This window comes from Jeotgalicoccus marinus DSM 19772, from assembly GCF_000425825.1.
Lineage (GTDB): Bacteria > Bacillota > Bacilli > Staphylococcales > Salinicoccaceae > Jeotgalicoccus > Jeotgalicoccus marinus.
The window spans coordinates 44,358-59,701 of the sequence record NZ_AUEE01000011.1 but is presented as its reverse complement, the minus strand read 5'-3'; the positions used below and the strand labels follow the sequence as shown (position 1 = coordinate 59,701).

13 protein-coding genes and 2 pseudogenes are annotated in these 15,344 nt (G+C 36.3%); 4 read left to right on the top strand and 11 right to left on the bottom strand.

Features of this window, described 5'->3' with window-relative positions:
- Positions 1 to 16: 16 nt before the first annotated feature.
- Genes H624_RS0107515 through H624_RS11840 form a run of 4 tightly spaced genes read left to right on the top strand, consistent with a single transcriptional unit; the run spans position 17 to position 3,456 of the window.
- Positions 17 to 1,003 carry a DctP family TRAP transporter solute-binding subunit gene (locus H624_RS0107515; RefSeq protein ID WP_026867037.1) on the top strand — a complete coding sequence of 329 codons (987 nt, stop codon included), beginning with the start codon at positions 17 to 19 and terminating at the stop codon, positions 1,001 to 1,003.
- Positions 1,004 to 1,018: 15 nt separating this feature from the next.
- Positions 1,019 to 1,492 carry a TRAP transporter small permease gene (locus H624_RS11845; protein WP_051220528.1) on the top strand — a complete coding sequence of 158 codons (474 nt, stop codon included), beginning with the start codon at positions 1,019 to 1,021 and terminating at the stop codon, positions 1,490 to 1,492.
- Positions 1,474 to 2,760 carry a TRAP transporter large permease gene (locus H624_RS0107505; RefSeq protein ID WP_026867036.1) on the top strand — a complete coding sequence of 429 codons (1,287 nt, stop codon included), beginning with the start codon at positions 1,474 to 1,476 and terminating at the stop codon, positions 2,758 to 2,760. The genes H624_RS11845 and H624_RS0107505 overlap by 19 nt, the downstream gene beginning before the upstream one ends.
- Before the next feature lie 24 nt (positions 2,761 to 2,784).
- Entirely contained in the window at positions 2,785 to 3,456 is a 672-nt protein-coding gene (locus H624_RS11840; RefSeq protein ID WP_051220527.1) for a GntR family transcriptional regulator, read from the top strand.
- A gap of 53 nt (positions 3,457 to 3,509) precedes the next feature.
- Here the strand turns inward: H624_RS11840 and H624_RS0107495 are convergent, their stop codons facing one another.
- The 11 genes and pseudogenes from H624_RS0107495 to nhaC form a co-directional block, all read right to left on the bottom strand.
- On the bottom strand, positions 3,510 to 4,826 hold the full coding sequence (locus H624_RS0107495) for a purine-cytosine permease family protein (RefSeq protein ID WP_051220526.1): 1,317 nt from the start codon (positions 4,824 to 4,826) through the stop codon (positions 3,510 to 3,512).
- Between the two features lie 13 nt (positions 4,827 to 4,839).
- Complete coding sequence (locus H624_RS12240; RefSeq protein ID WP_051220525.1) at positions 4,840 to 5,166, bottom strand: cupin domain-containing protein; 327 nt, start codon at positions 5,164 to 5,166, stop codon at positions 4,840 to 4,842.
- 6 nt (positions 5,167 to 5,172) lie between these two features.
- Complete coding sequence (locus H624_RS11830) at positions 5,173 to 6,852, bottom strand: hydantoinase B/oxoprolinase family protein (protein WP_035856420.1); 1,680 nt, start codon at positions 6,850 to 6,852, stop codon at positions 5,173 to 5,175.
- A gap of 1 nt (position 6,853) precedes the next feature.
- On the bottom strand, positions 6,854 to 8,890 hold the full coding sequence (locus H624_RS0107480; RefSeq protein WP_026867034.1) for a hydantoinase/oxoprolinase family protein: 2,037 nt from the start codon (positions 8,888 to 8,890) through the stop codon (positions 6,854 to 6,856).
- Between the two features lie 18 nt (positions 8,891 to 8,908).
- A complete protein-coding gene (locus H624_RS0107475) occupies positions 8,909 to 9,448 on the bottom strand; it encodes a helix-turn-helix domain-containing protein (protein WP_026867033.1) in 540 nt (179 codons plus the stop codon).
- Between the two features lie 223 nt (positions 9,449 to 9,671).
- Positions 9,672 to 11,555 (bottom strand): annotated as a pseudogene (locus H624_RS11825) (endonuclease MutS2).
- 316 nt (positions 11,556 to 11,871) lie between these two features.
- On the bottom strand, positions 11,872 to 12,198 hold the full coding sequence (locus H624_RS0107450; RefSeq protein WP_026867028.1) for a branched-chain amino acid transporter permease: 327 nt from the start codon (positions 12,196 to 12,198) through the stop codon (positions 11,872 to 11,874).
- Positions 12,199 to 12,336: 138 nt separating this feature from the next.
- Positions 12,337 to 12,456, bottom strand: a pseudogene (locus H624_RS12945) (branched-chain amino acid transporter AzlC); the annotation flags it as partial.
- A gap of 16 nt (positions 12,457 to 12,472) precedes the next feature.
- Positions 12,473 to 13,027, bottom strand: coding sequence for a helix-turn-helix domain-containing protein (locus H624_RS0107440; protein ID WP_026867027.1), 555 nt, complete (start codon positions 13,025 to 13,027; stop codon positions 12,473 to 12,475).
- Between the two features lie 375 nt (positions 13,028 to 13,402).
- Positions 13,403 to 13,876 carry a nucleoside 2-deoxyribosyltransferase gene (locus tag H624_RS11820; RefSeq protein ID WP_035856402.1) on the bottom strand — a complete coding sequence of 158 codons (474 nt, stop codon included), beginning with the start codon at positions 13,874 to 13,876 and terminating at the stop codon, positions 13,403 to 13,405.
- A gap of 51 nt (positions 13,877 to 13,927) precedes the next feature.
- Entirely contained in the window at positions 13,928 to 15,319 is a 1,392-nt protein-coding gene (nhaC, locus tag H624_RS0107430; protein WP_026867026.1) for a Na+/H+ antiporter NhaC, read from the bottom strand.
- Positions 15,320 to 15,344 lie beyond the last annotated feature (25 nt).

Below are 15,344 nucleotides of genomic sequence, written 5' to 3'. Positions count from 1 at the left end.
AAGGGGGGATGGAACTATGAAGAAACTCTTTCTTATCTTGCTTTTAACAATTTTTATATCTGCTTGTAGTAACGATACAGCTGATGAAGACTCTGGTGAAAAAGCGATTAAACTAGCACACACAGGCTCTGAAACTCACCAATACCATGTAGCAGCTGAAAAGTTTAAAGAAGTTTTAGAAGCTGATGAATCCACCGATATATCCGTGGAAATACACTCAAACGGAGCTTTAGGGTCTGAAGGAGATGTCATTGAACAAGTAATAAACGGATCAATTGAAATGACTACAGTGGCGGCGGATAGTAACCTAGCCAACACTGTCCCAGAAATGAATTTATTTGGAATTCCTTTTCTCTTTGAAGATAAAGAGCATGTCTACAAAGCCTTAGATGGTGACCCCGGCAAAGAGATGTTGGAATATGTGGATCAAAAAGGAATGAAAGGTCTTGGCTATTGGGAGGTTGGGTTCAGACATTTAAGTAATAACACTAAGGAAATAGTAACACCTGAAGATGCAGAAAATCTAAGCATTAGAATCCAACCTGCATCAGTTTGGGCAATGTATTTTACAGCAATTGGTGCAAATCCTATTCCTGTTGATTTTAATGAATTATACTCTGCACTAGATCAAGGAGTAGTCGATGGACAGGAAAATCCACTCCCTACAGTAAATTCCATGAAATTTTATGAAGTTCAGCAATATATCTCTCTCACATCACATACCTACACACCTGCCGTCATCTTGATGAGTGATGAGTTTTATTCTTCCTTATCTAAAGAGGAAGTTACTGCAGTAGATAAGGCAATAAAAGAAGCAAGAGATTACCAACGTGAAGAACTGAGTAATCAAGAAGATGAGATTCTTACTATGTTAGATGAAGAAGGCATTACCATTACCGAACCAGATAGAAAAGCATTTGAGGAAGCGACGCTTTCTGTTCGAGATGAAATCTCTGACAAAGTTTCAAAAGATATCATACAAAGTTTCGTAGATGCAAAATAATAAGGATGTGATTAAATGTTTGAGAAAATCGATGATTCAATCACAAAATTCTTAGAATTCATCATGATCTTATGCTTATCACTGACAGTAATCGTAACCTTCTTACAAGTGTTATTTCGTTACTTCATTCAAATTAGCATACCATGGTCTCAAGAATTTTTGATGATTTGTTTTGTCTATAGTGTATTCTCTGGAGCCGCTGTACTTGTAAGTAAAAATGAACATCTTGTAGTAGATTTATTTGAAAAATTACCTAAAAAATACGATGTGCTCTTCAGAGTAATAGAATGTCTGGTCGCTCTGTTTGTACTCTCAATCCTTGTCATATATGGCAGTATTCTAGTCAATCAAAATCTAGTTTCAGGACAAACACTCGGTTTACTTCCCATACAAAGAGCGTACTTGTACATGGCTGTCCCATTATCATCACTGTTTATGATCTATTTCTATGTAAGGAGGCTATATAAAGTATGCTTTGGATATTCCTAATCATTTTACTTTTTGTTCTCATCATCTTGCGTGTTCCTATCGCATTTGCAATGGCGTTTATTTCACTACTAGGAATTATGGGAAGTGATATATCTTTACTCGCAAATGTTCCAAGAAATATATTTAGCGGTACGAATAGCTTTACGCTAGTCGCTATCCCTCTGTTTGTACTAGCAGGTGAAATCATGGCTAAAGGGGGTATTTCCGAACGTCTCGTTAACTTCTCTAAAATAATAGTAGGTCCAATTCCTGGGGGATTGGCTTTAGTTGTAATCATCAGTAGTATATTCTTTGCCGCCTTAACGGGTACTGCATTAGCTGCCGCTGCCGCAATTGGAGGAATGTTAATTCCAACCATGTTAAGAGAAGGTTACGACAAAGGATTTACAACTTCTTTAATAGCTTGCGCCTCAACAATTGGACCTATAGTGCCACCTAGTATTGTACTAATACTTTACGGAGTAATTGCAGGAGTTTCAATCAGTGATCTATTTATTGCTGGATTTATTCCCGGAATTCTTATGGCACTCGGTTTGATGGTCTATAGTATTTATGTTGGTAAGAAAAATAATTACGTCATTAAACAGGAAGAGAAAATCACTGTAGGTGTTTTTCTCAAGTATTTTAAAGATGCAATCCTCGCTTTAATGATGCCAGTCATTATCATAGGAGGAATTATTTCCGGACTATTTACAGCAACTGAATCAGGTGTAATTGCTGTTGTTTATGCCCTCATAATCTGTATATTTGTCTATAGAGAAATAACATTTAAAGACATAGTAGCTGTTTTAAAAAGTACAGCTTACACTTCGACAGGTATAATTTTCTTAATTGGTTCTGCAGCTATTTTTATCTGGTATATTAATTATGAAAATATCCCAAATCAATTGATGAATCTGCTTGGATTCGCTGCTGAGAATCCAATTTTACTATTGCTTATTATCAATATTATTCTACTATTAGCAGGAACATTTATAGATACAATCAGTGCCGTAACAATCTTTACACCACTGTTTGCACCAATGATTGTTGCAGCGGGAATTGACCCGGTACACTTTGGCATAATACTTGCAGTAAACCTAACAATTGGTATGGTCACTCCACCATTAGGTGTTTGCTTATTCGTAGTATCTTCAATTGCAAAACAGAAGATACCTGTAATGTTCAAGCACCTATTCCCGCAAGTTGGAATTTTAATTCTTGTACTACTTGCAGTCACTTATTTACCGAGCATCATTATGGCTCCAGTTAAATTCTTGAACGGTTAGATTATCTCAGAAGGAATGATATGTATGAATGATTTCAAAATTAAAGGCATCAAACACAAAACACTGAAAGATACGATTTACACAACCTTAAAAGACATTATTCTAAACGATGGATTTCCTTCTGATGATTATATAAATGAACAGAGCCTTGCCACACAGCTCGATGTATCCAGAACACCCTTAAGAGAGGCAATGTATGATTTAATAAATGAGGATTTAATTGAATTTCGACCAAGGAAAGGCTATCGCTTAAAACAACATACTCAAGAAGAAGTAAAACAGATTTTCCTCTTAAGAGCGACGATTGAAAAAGGTATCAAAGATCCTTTGTTTGATAATGTCGAGGACACAGACATTCAAAAATTGAAGAATATCATTGAGAAACAAAATAGAGCGATGGAAGAAAAAAATAGTTATCACTTTATGCAACTCGATAAAGAATTCCATCGAACAATGTTCATGATTGCCAAATACAATATCTTCTTAAAATCGTATGATGTGTTTCATAACCTCACCATACTTATTGGATCCAAAGCAATTACCAAACAAGGTCGTATGAAAGATGTTATTCAGGAACACATCGAGATTGTTGAAACAATAGAATCTAAAAACAAAGCTGATTTTGGTGAAAGAATAGATAAGCACTTGTCCATGACTTTAGAAGCACTAGACTCCGTAGATTATTTGTCAGAGTAATGAATGAAGAGCCGCCTTTCAAATGAAAGTCGGCTCTTCATTATTAGAAGTTATTATTTTTTCCTCCACTTACCTGGTGTAAATTCATCAGGTTTTATTTTAGCTTTTAAGAACATAAGTAAATAATATGAAATTAACGCGCCAAACAATGATTGGACTGCGGGTAAACCGATAGGATTCATATATTGAGTATAATATCCAATTGCTATACCAATAATTACTGCTACTGTGGCAACGTAGTTCCATTTTTTAATATTCTTCCATTCTCTTGATCTTAAAAAGAAGAAGTCTGCAAAAAGAATCCCGGCAATAGCTGGGTACACTAGTGCAGTAAGGTATAAGAAATCTTCAAAGTAATCTAATATCCCCATCAAAGCTACCGCTAGTGCGATTATGGTACCTAGTAATGTTAGGAACATTCTCCCTTTATTACTATTCACGTTGAGTAAATTCGAGAAGGCAAGACCCATACTATAATTGTTTACTAATTGAGAAGTCCAAGTCGCCAACCATAAAATCAAGAATCCCCATATAGGAAAACCTAAATTTAACATAACACTTACAATATCTGCATCACCGACACCAACAGACATGACTGCACCAACCATAAATAAAGGTACACCTACTCCAATAATTCCTAATGGAATTAAGAGGTTATCTTTCCATGTTGGCTTAGCGTATCTAGTGTAGTCTGCAGCAATCACCCACTGAGACACGTTAACACCTATTACTAAGCTAATTGCAGCTAAAATTGTCATTTCTCCACTAGGATTCCATTCCAATATTTCTGAGAAACCTGTATTTCTTAAAGCAAAATATATACCGCCAATCACAAGAATTAAGCCAGCAGGCACTGCTAAGTAATCTGTCCACTTCATTGAGTTATAGCCAATTATAGATGGTATGGCAAACAATAATCCTGAAACCACAGTAATCACTGCCCACTTGCCCCATTCTTCCTCATAATTTATTCCTAGCATAGCTGCAAGTGCATTTGCTGTTACTGCTGTTTGTAACGCCCACCAACCAAGTGAAGCTATAAAAATAGTTCCACCAGCTATAAGTCTGGCTTGAATATCTCCAAAACTATTTTTTGCTATTACTGAAGAGGGACGTCCTGTTTTTGCACCAATATATCCACTCAAAGCGTTACCAAACCATTGAATAAGTACCATTGCTGCCATGACAATCCAAAATATTTCGCTAATTCCGAAAGCACCTGCAAGTGTTGCACCAACCATTAAGACTGGAACTGTAAACTCCAAACCACCAAAGATTACAGCTGGTGTTAACCATTTTTCTCGACGATTTAAAGGTACACTTTCGAGCGGATTATCATTCCCCATCCCACTTGCTTCTTTATTAGACATCGCGTCACCCCTTTTAAATTAATAAACTTACAATTTTACAAATTTCATTTTGTCGATTGTATGTCCGGTGCTGGGTCCCCTTTTTAATATAGGTGTAGTCACCTGCACGAACGGTATACAATTTACCATCCACCTCTGAGTCTAATTCTCCTTCAAGAATGATTGAGAATTCGTCGTGTTCATGTACCGACCATCCGTCCTCAGGCAAGATTGAATTTCCGGAGATTTCGACATAGTTAAAAGTTCCATCTATATTCTTTTCCTTCAATACATCCTCAAATAGGCCATGCATATAAAGTACATCAGTCTGTTTATTTTCAGGTAAATTTCTTATCTCCATTTAAGATCACCCTTTATATCCATAAAATTCATAAGCTTGCTCAACAGTAATATATTCATTTAATATATCTCTTTCAATATCTTTCTTACTTCTTTCTTTAGGATCACCATAACCACCACCAGTAGCAGTTCTCAATATGACTTTATCGCCTTTATTTAACTTATATTGATTATATTTACCAAATGGTCCTTCAATTGTTCCATCAGCTTTTTCGAATAAGAATTCATTATTGGAGCCGTCCATGCCGCCATTCGCACCCCAAACATTTAATTTGTGATGACCATAGCTCGCCGTGAAGAATTGATTGTCAGTTAGAGCTCTATAACTTCTTATCACACCAGGACCACCTCGATGCTTTCCTGCACCTGCACCATCAGTTCTCATTGAATATTCATCAATAATTACACCGTAAGTCGTCTCAGCTATTTCTACAGGTACATTAAATGTTTCTCCATCTAAGATACAGAATTGTCCTGTATCTCCATCTTGATTATCTGCTGCTCCCCATCCACCTACAGATGGTTCAACGATAAGAAAATCTCCTTCTTTATCTGGATGCTTACCTCCCATTATGACTGTACAAACTGACATCAAGTGTCCTGCGGTTAGTTTTTCTGGCAAGTATGGGGCTAAGACTTTCCAAATCAATTCATTCCCGTACAACATTGACTCCCAGTACATTGAGGTAGGTGCAGGACTAGATGTATTAACAATTGAACCTTTTTCTGCAATGACTTTCAGTGGTCTAAAAGCACCATCATTTATGTCTTGTGCTGGATTGGTAATAGCCAAGAATATAGTCCTAACAGAAGATACTAATCCTGTATATGAACTGTTTATAGGTCCATTCACTTGTGGATCCGTTCCGGTGAAATCACATATAAATTCATCATCAGTAATCGTAATCTTTATTTGTATATTAATTTGGTCATCAGTAATACCATCATCGTCAATCAAATCACTAAGTTCGAAAGTACCTTTCGGCAAATTATTAATTTCTTTTAGAGATAAAGTCTCGCCCTGATCTAAAAATCTCTCAACACTTTCTAAAATAACTTCTTTATCGTACTTATCACATAATTCTTTAAGCCTTTTTTCACCTGTTCGTAAGGCTGCTACTTGCGCCCATAAATCACCAATAGATATCTTAGGATATCTTACGTTTGCTTCAATGAACTTGAGTAAAGGTTCGTTAACTTCATTTTTCGAAAATAGTTTTAAGCATGTAAACTGGAGTCCTTCTTGAAATATTTCTGTTGAGTTTGTAGACATCGATCCTGGATCTTTACCACCAACGTCAGTCCAGTGCGCCTTATTCGCAACAAATGAAATTAATTCACCTTCATAAAATACCGGCATTACTAAACCTACATCATTTAAATGCGATCCCCCTCCTTTATATGGGTCATTAATGATATAGATATCACCTTCTTCTATTGAATCACCGTGTTTCTCGATCGTATCTTTAACCATAAACGACAACATTCCAATAAATCCTGTTACACCATTTCCTTGAGTAACTAGTTCTCCCTTATTGTTAGTTAAACCACATGCATAATCCAACACTTCATAGACAATTGGACTCATTGAAGTTTTAGCTAGTGCTATGAACATTTCTTCGCCAGTCGCTATTAGTGCATCTTTTATAACTTCATAAGTAAACGGGTTTGTTTGATATGATTTCATATTAATTACCTCCTATAGTAATTACGAGGTTGCCATATTTGTCTTTTATCAATGTATCGCCATCATGTAAAATTACAGAAGATGACTTCTCTTCTATAATTGCCGGGCCATTCACCTTTTCGCCCGGGCTTAGTTTGTCTTTATCAAAAACAGATAGGTCAATCCAGCCACTCTCTTCAAAGTAAACTTTTCTTTCTGCTTTAAGAGGTTCCCCTTCTTCTACTTCAGCTTCAACTAATGTCGGTTTATCTAACTTACCTAAAGCTTGAATTTTGATATTTACAATTTCAACTCCGTTTTCCGGTAAAGTGTATGAGTATAATCGATTATGATTTTCGTGGAAATTCTCAATAACATCCTCGATATTTTGTTCATTAATCAAATCAAATGGTACGGGAATTTCAACAGTGTGTTCTTGCCCTTCGTATCTCATATCTAACCTTTTGGTTATCACAATATTTTCCGGTTGAACTCCTTCTGTGCCCAGTGTATCAGCAGCATTGTTAACCATTTCTCTATATGAACTATTTAATCCTGTATAGTCTAAACCTTCTACAGGCACAAGTAATGTTTGAGAATAATCATGACGAATATCGGACATTAGCATTCCCCATGATGCAAAAACAGCTGATGTCGATGGTATGATAACTTTCTTGATTCCTAACTCTCTTGCTAATGCTTGTGAATGCATTGGTCCTCCACCACCAATTGCAACAAGTGTGAAATCTCTAGGGTCATAACCTTTTCTTACAGAGATTAATTTTAATGCGTTTAACATATTGGAGTTTGCAATTTTTATGATACCCATTGCTAAATCAACTGGCTTTATGTTTAGTTCGTTCCCCAGAGACTCATCAAATTGCTTACGTATTTCATCCAATGAAATACTTGTGTCAAAATTCTCTAGAGATAGTCTGCCAAGCAACACGTTAGCATCTGTAGTAGTAGGATTCTCACCATTCCTTCCATATGCTATTGGTCCTGGATCAGCACCAGCAGACTTAGGACCTACTTTTACTGAACCACTGTCATCTATCCAAGCAATGGATCCTCCACCGTTACCAATTTCAATAATATCGACTACCGGTACTTTCAAAGGATACCCAGCAAATTGTTCCGTTTTCTCCATATGATAGTTAGTAGAAATATTCACTTCCCCATTTTCAACAAGTGAACATTTCGCTGTAGTGCCACCTATATCGAGCACAATGAGATTCTCCTCTCGAAGTAGACCTCCCAAAATGGATGCCCCAAAAATACCTGCAACAGGTCCAGATTCCACCATGTTAATCGGACTTTCTTTAGCAATTTCAAATGTACTTGTACCACCATTTGATTGCATAATATAATTCCGTTTACAATTGCTTTTTTCCATAAGATGCTTTTCCAAATTAGTTAGATATTCGTTTGCAATTGGTTTTACATATGCGTTAAAAACTGCTGTTGAAGTACGCTCGTACTCTCTCCACTCTTTACTTAATTCGCTAGATGCAGTCACACTAAACTCGGGATATTTTTCTTTTATGTAACTAACTACTTCTTTTTCATGTTTATCATTTTTATAACTGTGGAGCAATGACACTGCAATCGCTTCTACTTCACATTCTTTAAAGTATTCAATGATGTCATCAACTTCATTTAGTTTTAACTCAGATATTACTTCACCTTTATAATTTAATCTTTCAGATATTTCTTTTCTCAAATGTCTTTCTACAATAGATTGTGGCTTTTTATATTTCACATTGAATAAATCCGGTCTGTTCCCACGACCAATTTCCAATACATCTCTAAATCCTTTAGTAGTAATTAATCCGGTCTTTACACCTTTCTTTTCTGTTAAAGAGTTAATGACTACTGTTGTACCATGAAAAAATATCTCTATTTCTTTAAAATCAATACCTGCCTTTTCAATAACATTGAATATACCTTTCTCAAAATTACCTGGTGTTGTGTCGGATTTTCCGACTGTAATTTTCCCGTAATCATCAACTGCTACTAAATCTGTAAAAGTACCACCAATATCTGTAGCTACTCTCATAATATCTCCCCTTTTAAATTAAAATAGTGTAGGTGTTATCACGCATAGTATTTTTGCAACTTTATCTCCATTATTTTCGTAATGATGTGGTATATTAGACGGAAAATGTATCACATCATTTTTTTCTAACTCGTATTTTTTGTTGTTCACATATACTGTAAGATTTCCTTCAATCAAGTAATACATTTCCTCTCCCACATGTCGAACAGTCTCATTACTACTTCCTGACGGTATTTCTATCAAATAGTTTTCCAATGCTCTATTCTCAAAATCACTAGACATCCTATACATAGTCTGTTCTGAGTATTCAACACTAAGGGGTACAGAATCTTTATACGAAATCTTATAATCCTCTGTCATCAGTGGTGTAAAAAAATATGTGATATTAACGTCTAAGGCTTCAGCAATTCTATTTAGTGAAGTAATAGCTGGAGAACTCTCTCCCCTTTCAACTTGTGATAAAAAGCTGACTGATAGATCAGTTTTGTTGCTCAACTCCTTTAAAGTTAGCCGCCTTTCTAAACGTAATGTTTTTATCGAAGTCGGTATCGTCTTCATTAGTTAGCCTCCAAAATTCCAGTATTACTGTAATTCCCAAATATCTTATCATACTATTCAGATAATTAATAGCGAAAATATAGAATTGTCTGATAAATTATTGAGTGGTCAATTAATTGCTAACAAAAAACTGAGATATGAAAGGATTCATAACTCAGTTAAAAATTTAAATTTTTCGACTGTCTAAAATAGTTTGAACTAGTAACGAGCATAACATGCTGTTTTAATTATTCATTTCTTTCTTAATCTTCTTCAAAGCTTTCTTAGAGCCTCGCTCTATATCGTGATTCATCTTCCTATTTTTATAATCAGTGAATAAGGTATCCAAGTCATAGTCATTTGGATAAATTTCTTGTGCGTTCATTTCAATTTCAGGCGTTTTTGATTCACTACAAGCATCTCGCCTTTATAATACACTTGCACATTTGAGAATTTATCTTCTGTGGCATACACAATCCCATAGTCGTCATAGTCCAAAAGTCTCACCCGGTCGCCTTTGTCATAGATTGTAGTATCTACTGTGACTATTTCTTCTTTCTTCTCTTTACGCACCTTATTTTGATCTAAAATTTCTATACCATAGTCCTTATCGACTATATAATTCTCTGCCCGCTTCAGCACGTTTTCCGGCACTTTCATCTACCGAGAAATACACAGGGCGTTGCTGTCTCCTGACTTTCCAATCTGCAGTTTAAACAGTGGTTCCAGTGTTTCTTGATTAAACTGCATCGCTGCATTCATAAAATCTCCATGCATTTCTAAGTAGCGCTTAATTTCACCATAATGCGTTGTTGCGACAGTCATCGCACCTTTATGATAAAACTCTTCCAACAGTGAAATCGCTAAGGCTGCGCATTCATTCGGTTCTGTCCCACTACCGATTTCATCGAATAATAACAGCGTATTATTATTCACTTGCGGTAAAATATTCGAAAGGTTTTTCATATGTGATGAAAAAGTACTCAGGGCATTTTCTTTGCTTTTATTATCACCAATATCAACAAATATTTGGTCAAAAATCGCAATCTCAGTCTCTTTAGACGCTGAAATATGAAAACCCGACATCGTCGCTAGGGAACGAGACCAATTGTTTTAAGTACGATCGTTTTCCCACCTACGTTTGGACCGGTAATCACCAAACTCCGGTAGTCATCCCCAATCTCAAAATCTAGTGGCACAATATCACCTGACAATAAAGGGTGCTTACAACTGACCAACTTTATCTTGCCATGGTCATTGATTTTTGGCTCTAGCCCATCAATCGCCTTACAAAATCTCGCACGTACACTGATTATGTCGTACTGGGCAATCAACTCAATATTGATGTTGATGACCTGCATATTTTCATTAATCAAGCCTGTCAGTGTCGTGAGAATTTGATACTCTAACATGGCCTCTTCTGCCCTTAAACCGTCCAGTTCTTCACTTAGCTTTCTCACCACATCCGGTTCAACAAAGCCGTTGTTCCCTTCGAAGATAACTCCACAATTGTCCCGTTCACCTGATTCTTATAAGTCGCCTTAATTGGCACAGTAAAACGATCATTCTTCACACTAATAAATGCTTCCTACACATAATTCTTGTTGCTGCTTATAAACTTATTTAACTTATCCTTAATTTTCCCTTCTGTTGTGTCGATAAAAACCTGTACTCTTTTAAGTTCCTTGTATGCATGAGAGTCGACCTTATTGTTTTTAATGGACCCACTGATTTCTTCCTCGAGAGACCTCAGTTCTGTCATCGAATTCACATAAGACGATAGGGTTGGGACAATAAATTCTTTGGTCGACATAAACTCAATAATTCTTCTGCACCCTCTTAAAAAGTCGGTCAAATAGATGAGTTCTTCAGGCGTTAAAATTATGCCCTTTTCTATTTTTTCAATCAGAAAGTCAATATTAGACACATTCATAAAAGACATCTTTGTTCCAGTATCTAAGATATTTCTTGCTTCAGTCGTTTCCTTTAGTCGGTGTCTTACCACTTTTAAATTAGCGCTCGGAGCTTGTTTATCGAATAAGTCTTTTCCTAGGCTGGTGACACAGTAGGATTTCACTAGTGTTTTTAGGTCGTTATATTCTAGTTTTTCATAAGTCATTTCATTCATAATATTTCTCCTCAATGTAAGTTAAAAATAAAAAGCTACGGTTTCCACCGTAGCATTAAAAACAAGCATGAATATACCCATAGAAATTCTTTCTTAGAATAACCAATGAATTCAAGTGCCTGTGAGTAAAGTCGGTAGGAATATTTACACTAGGAAAATAGAGCGCATCAAATAAAGGGTGCAAAATCCGTACTATTTCTTCGCGCTTTTAAATTCCTAGTTCGTTCCTACGACACTCACAACATGTACTTCGTAATTTTATTTTCACTTATTGAAGTCGACTTTAGTACACGGGAAACGAACGCCCATGTAAATGTTAGAACACCGCTTGGACTAATATCATATAGAATATGGTCCCGCCTGCAATGGAAAGCAACATGTTTTCCTTCCAGTAATGCAGGATAATAATTAGACCAATCGCTAAGGCTTCAGGCACAAAACCACCCATTGACGTGACATCTACCTCTCTCAGTGCATAGACGACGAGTAACCCAAAAACTGCAGGCGGTAACATGTAGCCGAGATATTTTATATAGGCTGGTGTTTCTTTATCATTGTTAAATATAAGAAAAGGTAGGAATCTCGTCGTCATCGTACCTAAAACTACACAAGCAATGATGATAATTTCTTGGCTCAAAGACATTACGAGATCACCTCTCTTCTAGACATCATTTTTCTGATTGATGTTAAGGCAATGATGATAATAATCATAGCCGGTAGGATAAAGTTCTCACTACCAAAAACAATTAAGCTGAGTACCGATGCACCCACTCCCAGGGCCGAACCCGAGAGATTCCATATAGATTCCGTAAGCAAGTCCTATAAATGTAAAACCTGCCATAATAGGAATTGTTTTTGGGAAGACATATTTGATTGTTTTTATATGTTCATCAAATGTCATAATTAAACCTTCTTCTTTAATTTTTGTAGTACATAATCATCGTTAGTTTCACTAAATCATCAGTCGGATTAATATATGTATGCTTCTGACTGCCATCGAAGATGATCGCTTCACCTTCTTTTAAATCAGTCACTGTCCCATTCACATCCATTTGAAAACTACCTTGGTTAACAAAGATATGCTCTTCCACACCTGCAGTATGAGCCTCTGCGTGATGACGGCACCCTCGATCAATTTCTACTATATACAATTCAAATAGTTTCTCGGGTGAGAACGGTACGATATTATGAACCCTATAGGCTCCATCTTCTTCTGTAACAGTATGTACATCATCTTGACGAATGACTTTAATAGAATGTTGTTGCTGAGTAATCAGAGATGAGAACGAGACCTTTAAGCCCTTAGCTATTTTCCATAATGTAGTGACTGTAGGAGTAGACTCCCCTCTCTCAATTTGAGCGAGCATCGCCTTACTCACCTCAGTAAGCGCAGCTGTCTTATCTAGACTTAATCCACGTTCCTTACGTATACTTTGTAAGTTGTCTCCGATTAATGCTATATTTTCTTTCATCAACCATTCACCTCCACATCAATTTAAGTTACTATAACATATTTTTGTACGCTATAACATACAGAAAATTTAGAACTGCATGATTTTTAGTGTGATGAAGATAGGAGATCCGCCTCGTTTTTGTTTCGAGGCTTAGCTATCCTATTAGATCCGCTTCGTTTTTGTTTCGAGGCTTAGCTATCCTATTAGATCCGCCTCGTTTTTATTTCGGAGCTTAGCTATCCTATTAGATCCGCTTCGTTTTTGTTTCGAAGGATTTCTTTTGTAATTCCTATCCTTCGAAACAAAAACGAATATTACCATCTCTCAACAAATACAAAAAATCCCGTTAAACTACAAATATCTGTAGTTTAACGGGATGTATATTAAACACGCCTACGCCTCATCTTTCGCAACCGGAGCGTGAGTGTAATTTTCATAACGAATCGGTGTCTTTTCATTGAAATCATAAGTTGCTAGATCTTCAATGTTTTGGAGGTAAGCATCCAATGAATCAGTTAACATTAAGTTAACTGGCGCTTCTTTTATAGGATCTTTTTCTTGGTATAAAACAATGAATTTATCTAAAGCTTTACCATAACCAATTTCAAAAGCAGTACCTGGGTCGACATGTTCACCGACGTAATCATGAACTGCGACGACTGCATCGCACCACTCTACATGTTTGATATCGTTGTTGTAAATTGTTTCTCTCCATTCATCAGAACCATGTTCAAGGTGATCATCTTGTTGTAAACGTGGCGAAAACACTTCTTCTACAGTTGGGTTCTTTTCCAATGCCGCTTCAACACGCTTTACACGTTCAACTTGTTCTTTATCGAAAAATGGACTTGCTAAGTAAATCTTCATAAAATAACGCACCTCTTTTTTCTTTTAGGATATCGTAAAAATTTGCAACACCTAGGCAGCTTTTTTCTTCATTCCGATTCCTGTTACTGCATAAATCATGGCAAATACAATACAGAGGTAACATGGGACAGCCCACATCCAATAATCTCCTACCCCTACACCTAACACTTCCATGTAGTAAATAGCAGAAACACCCCATGGTACAAATCCTAAAATCATCGTTCCAGAGTCTTCTAATGTTCTAGATAGATTAAGCAAATTTAGGTTCTTCTTATTGTATGCGTCCTTCATTAGAACACCAACCATTATAATAGATATCGATGCAACGCCAGCTGTAAATACAATGATTATACTACCTAAAATTGTTGATCCAATAATTTGCCAAGTGGATTGAACCATTTTTGTAAATGATTCTAATATTCTATCTAAGCATCCTGCTGCTTCTACTATTCCAGCAAAGGCATATCCACAAAAGATTGTCACGACAATTGTTACCATTGAGAATATTCCACCGCGGTTAAGTAGTGAAAGGACTGTCTCTGAAAACTCTGCATTAGAGTTGACCATATCTACCGAAAAGCCATTGGCCATTGCTGTAAAGCCATCAACGAGAGAAAAACCATTGGATAATACCCCAATAATCACTGCAACAACTGAGGATAATAACATGATTGGAACAATCGGTTTTTTAAAGAAGGCGCCCCATAGAATTAATACAAAAGGTAGAAGCATAAATATATTCCAGTTAAATATTTGATCCAAATCTGTTGTTAAACCACTCACACTATTTCCAGAAGCGCTACTCGCATCGATTTGCATACCTGCAATATACCAGACGATTATACCAATTAAAGATGCAGGTAAGGTTGTCCATAACATATGTTTAATATGATCATAAAGGTCTACACCTACAACTAAAGGTGCTAAGTTAGTTGTATCCGATAAAGGCGATAATTTGTCACCAAAAATAGCACCAGAAATAATAGCGCCTGCTGTTATACCTAGGGGCATATTCATTTCTACTGCGATACCCATCAGTGCGACACCCGCTGTAGCAGATGAGCCCCAAGCTGTTCCTGTTGCTACTGAAACAATGGCTGAAATTACAAAGGCGGTTACTAAGAAATATTGAGGATCAATTATGAGTAATCCATAATAAATTAGCATGGGAACTGTTCCGGAATATATCCAAGTTCCAACTATTATCCCGACTGCAAAAATAATAAATATCGCTGGCATTGCTGTATTCAGGCGAGTAGAAATTCCTTTCTCCATGTCTTCCCAACTTAGCCCTACTCTGTATGCAATAAAAGCTGCATATGCTGCAGATAGTAATAATAATGGCTGGATCGGTATTTCAAAATATCCAAAGCCGATACCAATAACAACAGCTAGAAAAACAAAACAAGAAATAGACTCAAATAAAGTTGGTGCTCTCTTCATAACAATTTCCCCTTAGTTTAATTTT

What these genes read in the sequence shown, in the direction of transcription:
- H624_RS0107515 (WP_026867037.1), top strand. Translation starts at nt 17, where the DNA reads ATGAAGAAACTCTTTCTTATCTTGCTTTTAACAATTTTTATATCTGCT.
- H624_RS11845 (WP_051220528.1), top strand. Translation starts at nt 1,019, where the DNA reads ATGTTTGAGAAAATCGATGATTCAATCACAAAATTCTTAGAATTCATC.
- H624_RS0107505 (WP_026867036.1), top strand. Translation starts at nt 1,474, where the DNA reads ATGCTTTGGATATTCCTAATCATTTTACTTTTTGTTCTCATCATCTTG.
- H624_RS11840 (WP_051220527.1), top strand. Translation starts at nt 2,785, where the DNA reads ATGAATGATTTCAAAATTAAAGGCATCAAACACAAAACACTGAAAGAT.
- H624_RS0107495 (WP_051220526.1), bottom strand. Translation starts at nt 4,826, where the DNA reads ATGTCTAATAAAGAAGCAAGTGGGATGGGGAATGATAATCCGCTCGAA.
- H624_RS12240 (WP_051220525.1), bottom strand. Translation starts at nt 5,166, where the DNA reads ATGGAGATAAGAAATTTACCTGAAAATAAACAGACTGATGTACTTTAT.
- H624_RS11830 (WP_035856420.1), bottom strand. Translation starts at nt 6,852, where the DNA reads ATGAAATCATATCAAACAAACCCGTTTACTTATGAAGTTATAAAAGAT.
- H624_RS0107480 (WP_026867034.1), bottom strand. Translation starts at nt 8,890, where the DNA reads ATGAGAGTAGCTACAGATATTGGTGGTACTTTTACAGATTTAGTAGCA.
- H624_RS0107475 (WP_026867033.1), bottom strand. Translation starts at nt 9,448, where the DNA reads ATGAAGACGATACCGACTTCGATAAAAACATTACGTTTAGAAAGGCGG.
- H624_RS0107450 (WP_026867028.1), bottom strand. Translation starts at nt 12,198, where the DNA reads ATGTCTTTGAGCCAAGAAATTATCATCATTGCTTGTGTAGTTTTAGGT.
- H624_RS0107440 (WP_026867027.1), bottom strand. Translation starts at nt 13,027, where the DNA reads ATGAAAGAAAATATAGCATTAATCGGAGACAACTTACAAAGTATACGT.
- H624_RS11820 (WP_035856402.1), bottom strand. Translation starts at nt 13,876, where the DNA reads ATGAAGATTTACTTAGCAAGTCCATTTTTCGATAAAGAACAAGTTGAA.
- nhaC (WP_026867026.1), bottom strand. Translation starts at nt 15,319, where the DNA reads ATGAAGAGAGCACCAACTTTATTTGAGTCTATTTCTTGTTTTGTTTTT.